We start from the raw sequence: 13,344 nt of genomic DNA on the forward strand, positions 1-13,344 counted from the left end.
TGATTCTAGCCAGTCGAACAAGCCGTGGCGAGGCCGTCCGGTCTACCGTTCGGGGTGAGACCTCTATCCGGCGAAGTGAAGTCAGGAGCAGTCAGTGGACGCCGTGACCCAGACCCCCGCCCCGAAGAACGAGCCGGTGCTGAACTACGCGCCGGGCAGCGCTGAGCGCGCTGAACTCGAGGGCGCGCTCAAGTCGCTGGGCAACGCCGACCCCATCGACATCACCGCGACGATCGGTGGTGAGCAGCGCAAGGGCGGCGGCGAGAAGATCGAGGTCGTCCAGCCGCACAACCACAAGGCGGTGCTGGGCGTCATCCACAGCGCGACCGCGCAGGACACCCACGACGCGATCGCCGCCGCCAAGGCCGCCGCTCCCGGCTGGCGCGCGCTGTCCTTCGACGACCGCGCCGCGATCATCCTGCGCGCCGCCGACCTGCTCGCCGGCCCGTGGCGCGCCAAGCTGAACGCCGCCACCATGCTCGGCCAGTCGAAGACCGCCTTCCAGGCCGAGATCGACTCCGCCTGCGAGCTGATCGACTTCTGGCGCTTCAACGTCGCCTTCGGCCGTCAGATCCTCGCCGAGCAGCCGATCAGCTCGCCCGGTATCTGGAACCGGATGGAGCACCGCCCGCTCGAGGGCTTCGTGTACGCCATCACCCCGTTCAACTTCACCGCGATCTCCGGCAACCTGCCGACCGCGCCCGCGCTGATGGGCAACGTCGTGCTGTGGAAGCCGTCGCCGACGCAGAGCTACGCCGCGCACATGCTGATGCGGCTGCTCGAAGAGGCCGGTATGCCGCCGGGCGTGATCAACCTGCTGCCGGGCGACGGCAAGGCCGTCTCCGAGGTCGCCCTGACCCACCGCGACCTGGCCGGGATCCACTTCACCGGTTCCACCGCGACCTTCCAGCACCTGTGGGCCACCGTCGGCGCCAACATCTCCGGCTACCGCACGTACCCGCGCCTGGTCGGCGAGACCGGCGGCAAGGACTTCGTGCTCGCGCACGCCTCAGCCGACGTCGACATCCTCCGCACCGCGCTGATCCGCGGCGCCTTCGAGTACCAGGGCCAGAAGTGCTCGGCCGCGTCCCGCGCCTACGTCCCGCGCTCGCTCTGGGCGAGCCTGAAGGACGAGCTGGTCTCCGAGACCGAGGCCATCACCTACGGCGACGTCAACGACCTGAGCAACTTCGGTGGCGCCGTGATCGACCGCCGTGCCTTCGACAAGCACGCGGCCGTGCTGGCCAGCGCCGCCGAGGACGCCGAGATCGAGGTCATCGCCGGTGGTACCGCCGATGACAGCGTCGGCTACTTCGTGCGCCCGACGATCCTGGTGTCGGACAACCCGGACCACGAGATCTTCCGCACCGAGTACTTCGGCCCGATCCTCGCGCTGCACGTCTACGACGACAGCACCGAAGAGGGCTTCGACAACGTGCTGAAGCTGGTCGACGAGACCGCCGACTACGCGCTCACCGGCGCGGTCATCGCGAACGACCGCACGGCCGTCGCGAAGGCGTCCGAGGCGCTGCGCTTCGCCGCCGGCAACTTCTACGTCAACGACAAGCCGACCGGCGCGGTCGTCGGCCAGCAGCCCTTCGGCGGCGCCCGCGCGTCCGGCACCAACGACAAGGCCGGTTCGGTGTTCAACCTGCTCCGCTGGACGAGCCCGCGCTCGGTCAAGGAGACCTTCGTTCCGCCCACCAGCGTCCGTTACCCCCACCAGGGCTGAGTTCTCCAGGAGTCCGTGATGTTGCGTACCCCGTTGCTCGCCGCCGCTCGATCCCAGCGGATGCGCAAGCTGGTCGAGGTCGTCCCCGCCACCCGATCGGTGGTAGGCCGGTTCGTCGCCGGCGCGAAGACGCCCGACGCCGCCCGGGTGGTCCGCGAACTGGCCGACGACGGCCTCCGCGTCACCCTCGACCACCTCGGCGAGGACACCACCGACGCCGAGCAGGCCGCGACGACCGTCCGCGCCTACGAGGAACTGCTGACCGCGCTGGCGGCCGACGGCCTCGCGTTCGGCGCGGACGTGTCGGTGAAGCTGTCCGCGGTCGGCCAGTTCCTGCCCGCCGACGGCGAGAAGGTCGCGCTGGAGAACGCCCGCAAGATCTGCGCGGCGGCCGAAGCGGTCGGTGCCACGGTGACCCTCGACATGGAGGACCACACCACCACGGACTCGACGCTGGGCATCCTGCGCGAGCTGCGCACCGAGTACCCGTGGGTGGGCGCGGTGCTGCAGGCCTACCTGCGGCGCACCGAGCAGGACTGCCGCGACCTGGCGACCGAGGGTTCCCGCGTCCGGCTGTGCAAGGGCGCGTACGCCGAACCCGAGGAGGTCGCGTTCCAGGACAAGTCCGAAGTGGACAGGTCCTACGTGCGCTGCCTGAAGATCCTCATGCAGGGCAAGGGTTATCCGATGGTCGCCTCGCACGACCCGCGGATGATCGCGATCGCCGAGAAGCTCGCGGCGGACGCGGGCCGCAAGGCGGACGACCACGAATTCCAGATGCTGTACGGGATCCGTCCCGAAGAGCAGCGCCGGATCGCGGGCGACGGGAAGACGATGCGCGTCTACGTCCCCTACGGCGACGAATGGTACGGCTATTTCATGCGCAGGCTGGCGGAACGCCCGGCGAACCTGGCGTTCTTCCTGCGCGGACTCGCCACCAAGGGCTGACCCGGTCCCGGTGGCACTGTTCCGCTGAAGTACAAAGGGGCCCTTCCCGGCGAAATCCGCCGGGAAGGGCCCCTTTTTCGTCCTCGTCAGGCCTCCTGGGCCTCTTCCTTGAGCTTGTCCATGTCGATGTCGCGTGCCTGCTGGATGAGGTCTTCGAGCGTCTTCTCCGGCAGCGCGCCCGGCTGCGCGTAGATCACCGTCTTGTCGCGGATGACCGCGAGCGTGGGGATCGAGCGCACGTCGAAGGCGGCGGCCAGCTGCTGCTCGGCCTCGGTGTCGACACTCGCGAACACGATGTCGTCGTGGTTGCCCGACACCTTCTCGTAGGTCGGCGCGAACTGACGGCACGGCATGCACCAGCCCGCCCAGAAGTCGATGATCACGAAGTCGTTCTCCGAGACCACCTGATCGAAGTTGGCGGCGGTCAGCTCCACAGTGCTCATGCCCGGCGTAACGAATCGGGCGGTACGCGCATTCCCGTGAGGGCGCGTAGCGTCTCGGATGGAGCAACCCACGTTTCGCGGGAGGTGCGTATGGCCGACGGGGAAATCCTGAGCCGGATCGACGAGCTGGTCAGTGAGGAGCACGAACTCCGTTCGCGGGCGATCGGCACCGGGCTCAGCTCGGACGACCGGTCCCGGCTCGCGAGTGTGGAACAGCAGCTGGACCAGTGCTGGGACCTGCTGCGGCAGCGGCGGGCGCGCGTCGAGTTCGACGAGGACCCGGATCAGGCTTCGGCGCGGCCGGTGTCCGAGGTGGAGTCTTACCGGCAGTAGCGATCGCGGGCGGCTCAGGCCGGGCAGAGGGTGCCGTCGACGGGCACCTTCCCGTCGATCAGGAAGGCCCGCGTCGCGTCGGCGACACACGGCGACAGGCTCAGCGCGCCGTGCCCGGCCCCCTGCCAGGTGATCGCCACCGCGCTCGGCATCTGATCGGCCGCCCGGCCGGTGCCCTGTTCCGGCGTGACCGGGTCGGTCGCGGTGCCCGCGACGAGCATCGGCGGGGCGCCCGGCGCGCCCGCGGGCGGCAGGGGTTCGCGGCGCACGGGCCACGGGCTGCACCAGGCCAGTTGCTGCGCGGCGAAGACGCCGAACTGCGGGTACTTGTCGCGCAGCGTCGTGGTCACGCGCGTGAGTTCCTCGGCCGAGAGCCGGGTCGCGCTGTCGTTGCACTTGGTCGCGAGCGTGCCGTCCAGCCGCGAAGGCCGCGCGCGGGAGTCCTTCAGCACCGGTTCGGCGAAGGCGGCCAGCGGGGTGACGTCGCCGGTCTGCGCGGTCTTGAGCGCCTCGGCGAGTTCCACCCAGCGCGAGCGCTGCGCGAGCCCGGAGTAGATGGCGTACAGCGCGATCCCCGGGGTGATCTCCGCACCGTCGGTGGTCGTCACGGAGGCGGAGCGGAGCCGGTCCGCGACGGTGTTCACGGCCGATCGGGCGTCGCCGATGGGGCAGCCCCTCGCGATGCAGTCGGCGCCGAAGGCGTCGAGGGTGGCCTGCGCGCTCGCGGCGACCGATTCCTGCACGGCGGCCGCGTCGGGGGCGGGGTCGGGCAGCCCGTCGAGCATCACCCGGCCGACCTGGGCCGGGAACCGCACGGCGTATTCGGCGAGGACCTTCGAGCCGTCCCCGCGCCCCAGCGCGTGCAGTTTGTCCATGCCCAGTTGCCCACGGAGTTCTTCGAGGTCACCCGCGGCCCGCCAGCTGTCCATCGCGACCTGCGAGTCGTCCAGTTCGATGGCGCACTGCTGACCGGCCTTGCGCGCCGCGTCGACGACACCTTCGAGGTCGGCCGCCGTCGGATCGCCGCCCAGCAGATCGGTGCGGATCTCCGCCGGGACGCACTGCACCGGCGCGGACGACCCGGTCCCGCGCCGGTCCACCCCGATCAGGGAGAACTTCTGCAGGAACTCGGGCGGCAGCGTCGCGGCCAGCCGCGCGGCGTACAGCGACCCCGGCTCACCGTCGACGTCGTTGACCACGACGAGCGGGATCGGCCCGCCGCCGGTCTTGACCACCGACAGCCGCGAGAGCCCTCGACCGGGCAGATCCGGCGCGTCGAGCGTGGTGGGCACCCTGGCACAGGAGAACTTCAGCGTGTCCGGCACGGACGGCTGACCCAGCCGCTGCCGGGTCGCTTCGTCGCAGTCCTCCCATTTGATCGACGGCGACCGGGGTTCGGCGAGCGGCGGCAGTGGCACCTGCTGCGCCGTCGTCTGGCCGCCGGGATCCGGTTTGCCGTCGTTGTCGATCACCGCAGGCCGGGTCGACGGACCGGCCGTGCAGCCCGCGAGCACGGCCGTCACCACGGTGGTCAGCAGGATCAGCCGTGGCGTGCGGCGGGCGGTGCTCACGGGCTGGTCCTCACTTCCACGGCATGACAAAGCTCGTGCTGAGCTTCGCAGGTCGTGTGTTTGACCTCGGTTAGCGGGTGCGTTTCACATCGCCGCGGAACACCGCGTCCAGGTCGTAGCGGGCGACCTCGTCGAGCTGGGCGTAGGTGCAGGAGTCGGGTTCGCGGTCGGGGCGCCAGCGTTTGAACTGCGCGGTGTGGCGGAACCGCGACGGATATCCGCCTTCGGTGTGCTCGTAGCCGACTTCGACCACCTTCTCCAGCTTCAGCGGTACCCACGGGGCTTCCTTGGCCTTCCACCGGGTGATGCCGCCGGGGATCCGCTGGTGTTCCCGCACGTTGTCGCCCAGCCAGGGGTGATCGGCGCCGTCGGTGATCAGCGGCGCCAGCTCCTCGGCCAGTTCACGCCGCCGGGTGACCGGGAACGATCCGACCACACCGGGATGGTGCAGCACGCCGTTCTCGTCGTAGAGCCCGAGCAGGAACGACCCGACCAGCTCGCCCGGTTCGCCGTCGACGTGCCAGCGCAGCCCGGCGAGCACGCAGTCGGCGGTGCGCGAGTGCTTGTACTTCAGCAGCACGCGTTTGCCCGGCGTGTACGGCTCGTCGAGCGGTTTGCCGATGACACCGTCGAGCCCGGCGCCCTCGAACAGTTCGAACCAGTGCCGCGCGACCGCCGGGTCCGAAGTGGCCGGGGTCAGGTGGATGCCGTCGGAGGCCAGCTTCTCCAGCCGTTCCCGCCGCTTCGACGTCGGTTCGTCCAGAAAGGACTCGTCGCCGAGCGCCAGCAGGTCGAACGCGACGAACTCGGCCGGAGTCTGTTCCGCCAGCAGCTTGACGCGGCTCTCGGCGGGATGGACCCGGTCGGTGAGCGCGTCGAAGTCCAGTTTCCCGCCCCGGGCGACCACCAGTTCGCCGTCCAGCACGATCCGCTCGGGCAGCGCCGCCTTCAGCCGCTCGACGACCTCGGGGAAGTACCGGTTCAGCGGCTTCTCCGACCGCGACTGCAGCGTCAGCTCATCGCCGTCGCGGAACACCAGGCAGCGGTAGCCGTCCCATTTCGGCTCGAACAGCAGCCCGCCGGAATCGGGGATCGCCTTCGCCGGTTTGGCGAGCATCGGTTTGACCGGCGGCGTCAAGGGAAGCGACATGACGGCCATTCTTGCCGTACCGGCGCGGTCAGCGCACCCGTTGCGGTGCCGTCGTGTCGAGTTCGATCCGGACCGCGGTCGGCAGGACGTCCACCCCGAGCGATTCCCGCGCGCGGGCCAGCACCGTGCTGTCGAGCTGCTCCCAGACCCGTTTCAGGTCGGTGCCCTCGACGAGCCAGAGCGTGATCCGCAACGCCGGGTTCTCCTTGTCGCCGACCGCGCGGACCCGGGCGCGCCCGACGCCGTCGACCGTCTCGGCGTCGAGGCGGACGGCCTCGGAGATGGCCGAGGAGGTCACCACGAGGTCGTCGTCGAGTTCGAGGTCCGGACGGCCTTCGGGGCGCAGCGACCGGAAGAACCACCACAGTCCCAGCCACAGCAGGAGAACGCCGAGCACGATGGCGCCGATCCGGGCGGGGAGCGCGTGCCCCGACAGCCAGTCGAGGGCGATCGGGTCCACGAGTGGCCGGTCGGCGCGGTACGTGCCGAGCCAGCCCGCGCCGACCACCAGCGCGGCGGCCCCGCCGAGCAGCGCGAGGAGTCCGATGAGGACGGTCAGCGTCCGTTCCGTGCCGGAGGATCGGCCGAGTGCCTTGGCGGAGACCGAACGGGTCATCGGCGGTCCTTCGGGGAGTCGACGACGACCGACACCTTCGGCCGCCGCACCAGTGGGACGTCCTCGAGCAGACCGGAGACCGTCTCCAGCAGCCGCGGCCGCAGTTCGCCTTCGGTTTCCAGCCTGCTCGTCGCGCGGACGCGGATCTTCTTGGCGGTCGCCGTGACCTTCGCGCCCGCGACGTTCTCCTGCGCGCGTACCGTCACGCCGACCAGCCTCGCCAGCGAACGCGGCGAAGTGGTCACGCTGACCTCGTTCGCCGGATCGGTCAGCCGGATGGCGCGCCGCCCGGCCGAAGCGGCCGCCAGGATCAGCAGCAGCCCGACGACCGCGACGGCGATCGCGAGGTAGCGGACCGTGGGATCGCTCCAGGACAGCTCCGCGAGCCTGTCGCGCCAGTCGTCCCACGGGACGAACAGCGGCCCCCGCCCCGGCCGCCACCAGCCCCAGCCGACCTCCAGCGCCAGCAGGACCCCGGCGGCGGCCAGCGCCAGCCCGATCAGGGCCGACAGCAGGCGGACGAACAGACGCATAGCGAGTGCTCCTTCTAGCGGACTCGAGGCGCGATGTCGGGCAGGAGCGCGGAGACGGTCACCGAGATGTCCCGGACCTGGTACGAGGTGATCCGCTCGACCTCCTCGGTGACCCTGGCACGCAGGTCGCCGACGATCCGCCGCACCGGCGCCGGATAGTGCAAAGCCACGTCGAGCACGAGATCGACGTCGTTGGCCTCACCGCCGACCTTCGCGCTCGCGCCGTGTGTCCCCAGCCCGAGCCCGGCGATCCGCCGCTCGGCGCGCGTGGTCCCGTCGACCTGGTCCGCGGCGTGCTGCGCGATCTTGCGGACCACGGACGGCGCGATGGTGAGGGTGCCGCGGTCCTCCGGTTCGGCCGGGACGGTCATTTGTCGCGGCCCCGGCCGAACAGGTCGCCGAGGTCGAGTTCGCCGTCGAGCACCCGGCCGAGGACGAGGCCGATGACGCCGACGGCCAGCGTCACCAAGAACGCGGTGAAGCCCTGGGTCGCGGCGAGGCCGAGGATGAGGCCGGCGAGCAGGCCGGTCTGGGTCCCGTTCATCACTCGACCCGCGAGGTCTCGGTCTCGCCGCCGTTCTCGTCGGGCAGGTGGATGTCGTTGACCGCGATGTTGACCTCGATCACCTCGAGGCCGGTGATCTGCTCGACCTGGCCGATCACGTTGCGGCGCACCGCCCGCGCGACGTCGACGATGCGGGCGCCGTACTCGACGACCACGTCGAGGTCGATGGCCGCCTGCTTCTCGCCGACCTCGACCGAGACACCGGACGTCGTGACGGTGCCGGAGCCGGGGATGCGTTCGCGGATCGCGCCGAAGGCCCGCGAGACCCCGCCGCCCAGCGCGTGGATCCCGGTCACCTCGCGGGTGGCGAGACCCGCCACCTTCTGTACCACCACCGACGAGATCGTGGTCTTGCCGGCGGCTCCTTCCTCGTTGAGGGACGACCCCGCGACCGGGGTGTCGGGCTTGCTCGCGCTCGGCTGCGCCATGGAGTTCGCTCCTTCTCGGCCTGTGCCGCGCGACCTGCGCGCGCGGCGGTCCCTACGCTCTCACCGACCAGGACACGCGCGCATGCCGAGCCGTCACGCGATGTCCCCCGGATGGGGTAATCAGGTCCGGGATCGAAGTCGTGACTCGCGTGCTCAGAAACGGATCTCGCGTGTTTGGAGGCGTAACTCGCGTGATCAGAGGCCGCACACGCGAGTCACGCCTCCAAACACGCGAGTTACGCCTTCGATCACGCGAGTCACGACTTCGTGCGGGGATCAGTCGGGATGGACGTCGACGACGTGGACGTTGATCGCGGGCGGGGCCGAGCCGAGCTGGCCGGTCAGCGCGTCGCTGACCCGATGCCGCAACAGCTCCGCGACGGCCGCCTCGACGCCGAACCGGATCGTCACCAGCACCTGCAGCACGTCTTCTTCGAGCGCGACGGCCGAGACGTGGACCCCGCCGAGTTCGCGGCCGATCTCGGCGGCGAGGCTTCTGGTCATCAGCACCAGCGCCCGTTCCGACACCTGGGTCTTACCGCCCGAAGAGGGCAGCTCGAGCGGGGCGGTGGTGTGCCCGCCGCGGACGCCGCCGACCGAGCGGAGCACCCGTTCGACGAGTCCCGGCGGTGTCGGCACCGGACGGCTCGCGGCGGCGCGCACCTGCTGCCACCGGGGGTCGTCGCGCGGATCCTCGCTCATCACCGTTCCCCGGGTCGGAAGTTGTCGCCGAGTTTCGCCAGCAGCGCCACCCTGGCGCGGTACAGGCGGGCGCGCAGCGCGGGCACGCTGACCTCCAGTACCTCGGCCACCTCGTCGTAGGTCAACCCTTCGAATTCTCGCAGAATCAGCGGGATCCGCTGGCCGACGTCGAGTTCGGCGATCGCGCGCAGCACCGTGCCGACCTGTTCGGCGCTCACCACGTACCCCTCCGGACCAGGCACGACACCCGCGTCGCCCTCGTCGAGCGGCACCGTCGGTTTCCGGCGCCGGACCGCGCCGAGCGCGCCGTTCGTCGTCACCCGGTAGAGCCAGGTCGACACCGCGGATTCGAACCGGAAGCCGGGCAGCGCGCGCCACGCGGAGAGCCAGGCCTCCTGGACGACGTCCTCGGCTTCGGCCGAGCTGCCGGTGATCCGCAGTGCCACCCGGTACATCCTGGCCGTGTGCCGCCGGACCAAGGTGTCGAAGGCACCGTGGTCCCCGGCGGCGGCCCGGGCCGCCAGTTCCTCGTCCGGAACCGGCGCGGCCTCGCTCACCCACCCTCCCGGCGGCGATAGCGCAGCATGGTGAAGCCGTCTTCGAAGAGCGCGGACGCGAGGTCCATCCGCCGCGGTTCCGGGGACGGGCGGCCGTCGGCGATCCGGCGCTCGCCCGCGCCCGCCAGCAGGGGGGCGACGGTCAGGCACAGCTGGTCGACGAGGTCGGCCGCGATCAGGTCGGCGAACAGCGCCGGCCCGCCCTCGCAGTCGATGCGGCGCAGCCCGCGCTCGCCCAGCAGCGCGAGCGCGCGGTGCAGGTCGACGTCTTCGGTTCCCGCGACGAGCACCTCGGCGCCCGCGTGCTCCAGCGCCGACCGGGGTGCCTTCTCAGTGGTGATGACGATCGGCGGGACCTTGGTGTCGGTGAACAACGGGCCCTCGGGGTCGAGTTCACCGGAACGGGTCACCACCGCGATCGGCGGGACCTCGGACAGCCCGAGCGAGACCCGGCGGGCGGCGCGTTCGGGGGTGACGCGCGCGCCGCGGTAGCCCTCGGCGCGCGCCGTGCCGGCGCCGACCAGGATCACGTCGGAAAGCAGCCGCCCCATCAGGAAGATCCGCTTGTCGGCGGGGTGGGAGAGCCCCTCGGACAGCTCGTCGACCGCCACCGCGCCGTCGGCGGAGCTGACGAAGTTGACCTGGACCCACGGACGGGTCAGGCCTTCCGGATACCCGTAGAGCCGTTCGAGTTCGGTGTCGGAGACGGGTTCCGCCGGTGTCGTTGGCCACAAAAGCTGCACACCGCCATCCCAGCACGCGCCCGGCGGCACCGCTGAGCGGGGGATACGCCCGGTCAGGGAGAGTGAACCCGCGACGGCGGTGCCGTTACCCTCGGCGAATGCCCGCCCGCTTGATCGATCGCCGTCCGGAGCTGTCCGCCGACGAGCTGATCACCGCGCTCGTCCCGCCGCCGAGGTTCGACGCGGTCCGGTTCTCCACCTACGTACCCAACCCGGACGAGCCGAGCCAGGCTCAGGCCGTCGTCGACTGTGGCGCGTTCGCGAAGCGGGTGGCGGAGGCCTCGAACCGGAAGCCGAAGTCGAAGCTGCGCGCGCTGTTCGGCGGCGGGGACGAGGCACCGTCCGGGCCGATGGGGCTCTATCTCGACGGCGGTTTCGGTGTCGGCAAGACACACCTGCTCGCCTCGACCTGGCACGAGACGCCGTCGCCCAAGGCGTACGGGACGTTCGTGGAGCTGACCCACCTGGTCGGCGCGCTGGGTTTCGCCGAGGCGGTGCGGCGGCTGTCGGAACACCGGTTCCTGGCGATCGACGAGTTCGAACTCGACGACCCCGGCGACACCATGCTCGTCACGCGGCTGCTGCAGGAACTGATCTCGGCGGGCGTGTTCGTCGCGGCGACCTCCAACACGCTGCCGGACAAACTCGGCGAGGGCCGCTTCGCCGCCGCGGACTTCCTGCGCGAGATCCAGTCGCTGTCCGCCCGGTTCGCGGTGTGCCGTGTGGACGGTCCGGACTACCGCCACCGCGGCCTGCCGGACGCCCCGCCGCCCGCGAGCCCCGAGGAGCTGGAAGCCTCCGCCGCCACACATCCCGAGTCCACTGTGGACGATTTCGACGCGTTGTGCGACCACCTCGGCAAGCTGCATCCTTCGCGCTACGGCAGGCTTCTCGACGGCGTGACCCGGGTGCATCTGCGCGACATCCACCCGGTGCCCGACCAGAACGTCGGACTGCGCCTGGTCGCCTTCGCCGACCGGCTCTACGACCGCGCGATCCCGCTGGTGGTCTCGGGCGAGCCGGTGCCGGAACTGTTCACCGAAGAGATGGTGAACGGCGGCTACCGCAAGAAGTACCTGCGTGCGGTCAGCCGTCTGACGGCACTGGCGCGCGACGCCGTGCAGCCCAGGTGAGCAGCACCCACGTCGCGCACACGGCGGCGACGGCGAACAGCGCGCCGCCCACGACGTCGGTCAGGTAGTGGTAGCCGAGGCCGATCATGCCGATCGTGACGCCGCAGAGCAGCACCGCGCCCACCGTCGCGATGACCGCCCTCGCGACGCCGGGGCGGGCGAGCAGGACGAGCACGGTCAGCACCGCGACCAGCGCGACCGTATGTCCGCTGGGGTAGGCGAGGTAGCTGTACTTCCAGCGGTCGAAGAGCGGTTTGAGCACCCAGGTGTTCGCGAGGATCGCGACGAGCGGGCCCACGATGGTCAGTGCCGCTTCGAGCCCGCGCCTTCCGATCAGGCACAGGACGGCGGCGAGGACCGCGACCGGGAGCAGCACGGAGGCCTCGGTCGGCAGCACCAGTAGCCCGAGAAGGCCGGTGTCGCGGCCGAAGGCGCGCTCCACCCAGTGGAGGGCGAGCTCGTCGGGGCAGGAAAGGCCTTCCCCGGAGACCAGCACCCCGAGCACGATCATGATCACCGCACACGTGACCGCGACCAGCCCGTACGGCGCTCTTCCGCTCATCCGGCGAGATTACGGGACGGGCGATCAGTCACCATGCAAGGACGGCTCGCGAGGACGGAGGGGGCTTTCGATGCGGATCAGTGTGGTCGGCGGCGGGGTGATCGGGCTGAGCTGCGCGCACCGGCTGGCCGGCGCCGGGCACGCCGTCACGGTGCTCACCGACGCCGCGCCGGGGGAGACGACGTCGGCGGTCGCGGGTGGCGTGCTCTTCCCTCCGCTGGCCGCGAACTCCGACCGGGTCGACCGCTGGACCGTGACGAGCGTCGAGGAGTACCGCTCGCTCGGCGCGCCCGGGGTCCGCATGGTCCGTGGCACGTACCGCGTCCCGCGTGAGGCGCCGCCGCCGTCGTGGGCGCTGTCCATGCCCGGCCTGGACCACGAACCCGGACGGCTCACCTTCACCACCGCGCTGGTCGACACCCCGGTGTACCTCGGCTGGCTCACCGGAGAGGTCGCCGCGCTGGGCGTGCGCACCGAGTACCGCACGGTGTCGCGTTTGGCCGACCTCGACGCGGATCTCGTGGTGAACGCCGCCGGGCTCGGCGGCGGACGGCTGGCGGGGGACGGCACCGTGGTGCCGGTCGGCGGCCAGGTCGTCCATCTCGCCGATCCGGGGCTGACCGAATGGATCGTCGACGGGTCGACCCCTGTGCTGCGGCACGTGATCCCGCATGGCCGCCACGTCGTCTGTGGCGGCACGCAGGAGCCCGGCCGCGATTCGGTCGAGCCGGACCCCGGCGTGACCGCGGACATCGTGCGCCGGTGCCGGGAACTCGTGCCCGCGCTGGCCGACGCGCCCGTGCTTGGCGCGAAGGTCGGCCTGCGGCCTTTCCGGCCCGAGGTGCGGCTGGACCGCGAAGGCCGGGTCGTGCATTGCTACGGGCACGGGGGCGCGGGGATCACGCTGGCCTGGGGCTGCGCGGACGACGTCCTGGCCCTGGTGTGATGACCCGCATTCAGAGGACTAAATGCGGCAGGGGTCGGCACGCCTGAAGTGCGTGAAGGGGGCCTTCACCCGCGATTGCCCCGCGTCGCGGTGCCCAGAAGTGTCCATAAAGGACACTTCTGTCCAATGTGACCGATTTGGGAACTTTGCGTATTTTCGGGTGGAAGTCGTGAGTGGCAAGTGGGGTTCTATTGAGGGGTAAGTCAAATGTGGTGGGGGCCCTCTTCGCTGACGTCCAAGCGCCGCCGAGTGTCCACAAGGGGCAGTTGTCGACTGTGCGGTGTCCGGTTCATGTCTATATGTACGATCCTGGCCGGGGTCGTGAGTGGCAATGAGGGGTTGTAACCCAAATTTCACAACACCAAACCCAAAAGGAACCAGG

The 13,344-nt window shown here is 70.7% G+C and carries 17 protein-coding genes; 5 read left to right on the forward strand and 12 right to left on the reverse strand.

Annotated features, from left to right (window positions below; translation table 11 throughout):
• Window positions 1-94: 94 nt before the first annotated feature.
• Window positions 95-1,732 (forward strand): L-glutamate gamma-semialdehyde dehydrogenase, encoded by a 1,638-nt coding sequence (gene pruA, locus ACIRGA_RS11000; protein WP_400939284.1) that lies wholly within the window; start codon window positions 95-97, stop codon window positions 1,730-1,732.
• Window positions 1,733-1,750: 18 nt separating this feature from the next.
• A complete protein-coding gene (locus ACIRGA_RS11005; RefSeq protein WP_400939287.1) occupies window positions 1,751-2,680 on the forward strand; it encodes a proline dehydrogenase family protein in 930 nt (309 codons plus the stop codon).
• A gap of 86 nt (window positions 2,681-2,766) precedes the next feature.
• Here ACIRGA_RS11005 and ACIRGA_RS11010 read toward each other — a convergent pair whose 3' ends face one another.
• On the reverse strand, window positions 2,767-3,123 hold the full coding sequence (locus tag ACIRGA_RS11010; protein WP_020637318.1) for a co-chaperone YbbN: 357 nt from the start codon (window positions 3,121-3,123) through the stop codon (window positions 2,767-2,769).
• 90 nt (window positions 3,124-3,213) lie between these two features.
• Here ACIRGA_RS11010 and ACIRGA_RS11015 point away from each other — a divergent pair, with 90 nt between their 5' ends.
• Entirely contained in the window at window positions 3,214-3,456 is a 243-nt protein-coding gene (locus tag ACIRGA_RS11015) for a DUF2630 family protein (protein ID WP_395875708.1), read from the forward strand.
• A 14-nt stretch (window positions 3,457-3,470) separates the two neighbouring features.
• Here ACIRGA_RS11015 and ACIRGA_RS11020 read toward each other — a convergent pair whose 3' ends face one another.
• The 10 genes from ACIRGA_RS11020 to ACIRGA_RS11065 form a co-directional block, all read right to left on the reverse strand.
• Window positions 3,471-5,027 (reverse strand): alpha/beta hydrolase, encoded by a 1,557-nt coding sequence (locus ACIRGA_RS11020; RefSeq protein WP_400939290.1) that lies wholly within the window; start codon window positions 5,025-5,027, stop codon window positions 3,471-3,473.
• Window positions 5,028-5,097: 70 nt separating this feature from the next.
• Entirely contained in the window at window positions 5,098-6,177 is a 1,080-nt protein-coding gene (locus ACIRGA_RS11025; protein WP_400939293.1) for an ATP-dependent DNA ligase, read from the reverse strand.
• A 28-nt stretch (window positions 6,178-6,205) separates the two neighbouring features.
• Window positions 6,206-6,793: an alkaline shock response membrane anchor protein AmaP gene (amaP, locus tag ACIRGA_RS11030; RefSeq protein WP_400939296.1), complete on the reverse strand. Its 588-nt coding sequence runs from the start codon at window positions 6,791-6,793 to the stop codon at window positions 6,206-6,208.
• On the reverse strand, window positions 6,790-7,326 hold the full coding sequence (locus ACIRGA_RS11035) for a DUF6286 domain-containing protein (protein WP_400939298.1): 537 nt from the start codon (window positions 7,324-7,326) through the stop codon (window positions 6,790-6,792). The genes amaP and ACIRGA_RS11035 overlap by 4 nt, the downstream gene beginning before the upstream one ends.
• 14 nt (window positions 7,327-7,340) lie before the next feature.
• Window positions 7,341-7,697 carry an Asp23/Gls24 family envelope stress response protein gene (locus ACIRGA_RS11040; RefSeq protein WP_400939301.1) on the reverse strand — a complete coding sequence of 119 codons (357 nt, stop codon included), beginning with the start codon at window positions 7,695-7,697 and terminating at the stop codon, window positions 7,341-7,343.
• The gene (locus tag ACIRGA_RS11045; RefSeq protein ID WP_005157087.1) at window positions 7,694-7,870 is read right to left on the reverse strand and encodes a hypothetical protein; all 177 of its coding nucleotides are present in this window, start codon (window positions 7,868-7,870) and stop codon (window positions 7,694-7,696) included. Before ACIRGA_RS11045 ends, ACIRGA_RS11040 begins: the two co-directional genes overlap by 4 nt.
• Window positions 7,870-8,319: an Asp23/Gls24 family envelope stress response protein gene (locus ACIRGA_RS11050; protein ID WP_037343835.1), complete on the reverse strand. Its 450-nt coding sequence runs from the start codon at window positions 8,317-8,319 to the stop codon at window positions 7,870-7,872. The genes ACIRGA_RS11045 and ACIRGA_RS11050 overlap by 1 nt, the downstream gene beginning before the upstream one ends.
• A gap of 276 nt (window positions 8,320-8,595) precedes the next feature.
• Window positions 8,596-9,021: a hypothetical protein gene (locus tag ACIRGA_RS11055; protein ID WP_400939303.1), complete on the reverse strand. Its 426-nt coding sequence runs from the start codon at window positions 9,019-9,021 to the stop codon at window positions 8,596-8,598.
• Window positions 9,021-9,578, reverse strand: coding sequence for an RNA polymerase sigma factor (locus ACIRGA_RS11060; RefSeq protein WP_400939306.1), 558 nt, complete (start codon window positions 9,576-9,578; stop codon window positions 9,021-9,023). The genes ACIRGA_RS11055 and ACIRGA_RS11060 overlap by 1 nt, the downstream gene beginning before the upstream one ends.
• A complete protein-coding gene (locus ACIRGA_RS11065) occupies window positions 9,575-10,321 on the reverse strand; it encodes a pyrimidine reductase family protein (protein ID WP_400939309.1) in 747 nt (248 codons plus the stop codon). Before ACIRGA_RS11065 ends, ACIRGA_RS11060 begins: the two co-directional genes overlap by 4 nt.
• 98 nt (window positions 10,322-10,419) lie before the next feature.
• On the opposite strand from ACIRGA_RS11065, the gene zapE reads away from it, so the two are divergent.
• On the forward strand, window positions 10,420-11,454 hold the full coding sequence (zapE, locus tag ACIRGA_RS11070; protein ID WP_400939312.1) for a cell division protein ZapE: 1,035 nt from the start codon (window positions 10,420-10,422) through the stop codon (window positions 11,452-11,454).
• Here the strand turns inward: zapE and ACIRGA_RS11075 are convergent.
• A complete protein-coding gene (locus ACIRGA_RS11075) occupies window positions 11,408-12,016 on the reverse strand; it encodes a phosphatase PAP2 family protein (RefSeq protein WP_400939313.1) in 609 nt (202 codons plus the stop codon). The genes zapE and ACIRGA_RS11075 overlap by 47 nt on opposite strands.
• Window positions 12,017-12,086: 70 nt before the next feature.
• On the opposite strand from ACIRGA_RS11075, the gene ACIRGA_RS11080 reads away from it, so the two are divergent.
• On the forward strand, window positions 12,087-12,962 hold the full coding sequence (locus tag ACIRGA_RS11080; RefSeq protein ID WP_400939315.1) for an FAD-dependent oxidoreductase: 876 nt from the start codon (window positions 12,087-12,089) through the stop codon (window positions 12,960-12,962).
• Window positions 12,963-13,344 lie beyond the last annotated feature (382 nt).

This window comes from Amycolatopsis sp. NPDC102389 (assembly GCF_044765885.1).
In the GTDB taxonomy this organism is placed as follows: domain Bacteria; phylum Actinomycetota; class Actinomycetes; order Mycobacteriales; family Pseudonocardiaceae; genus Amycolatopsis.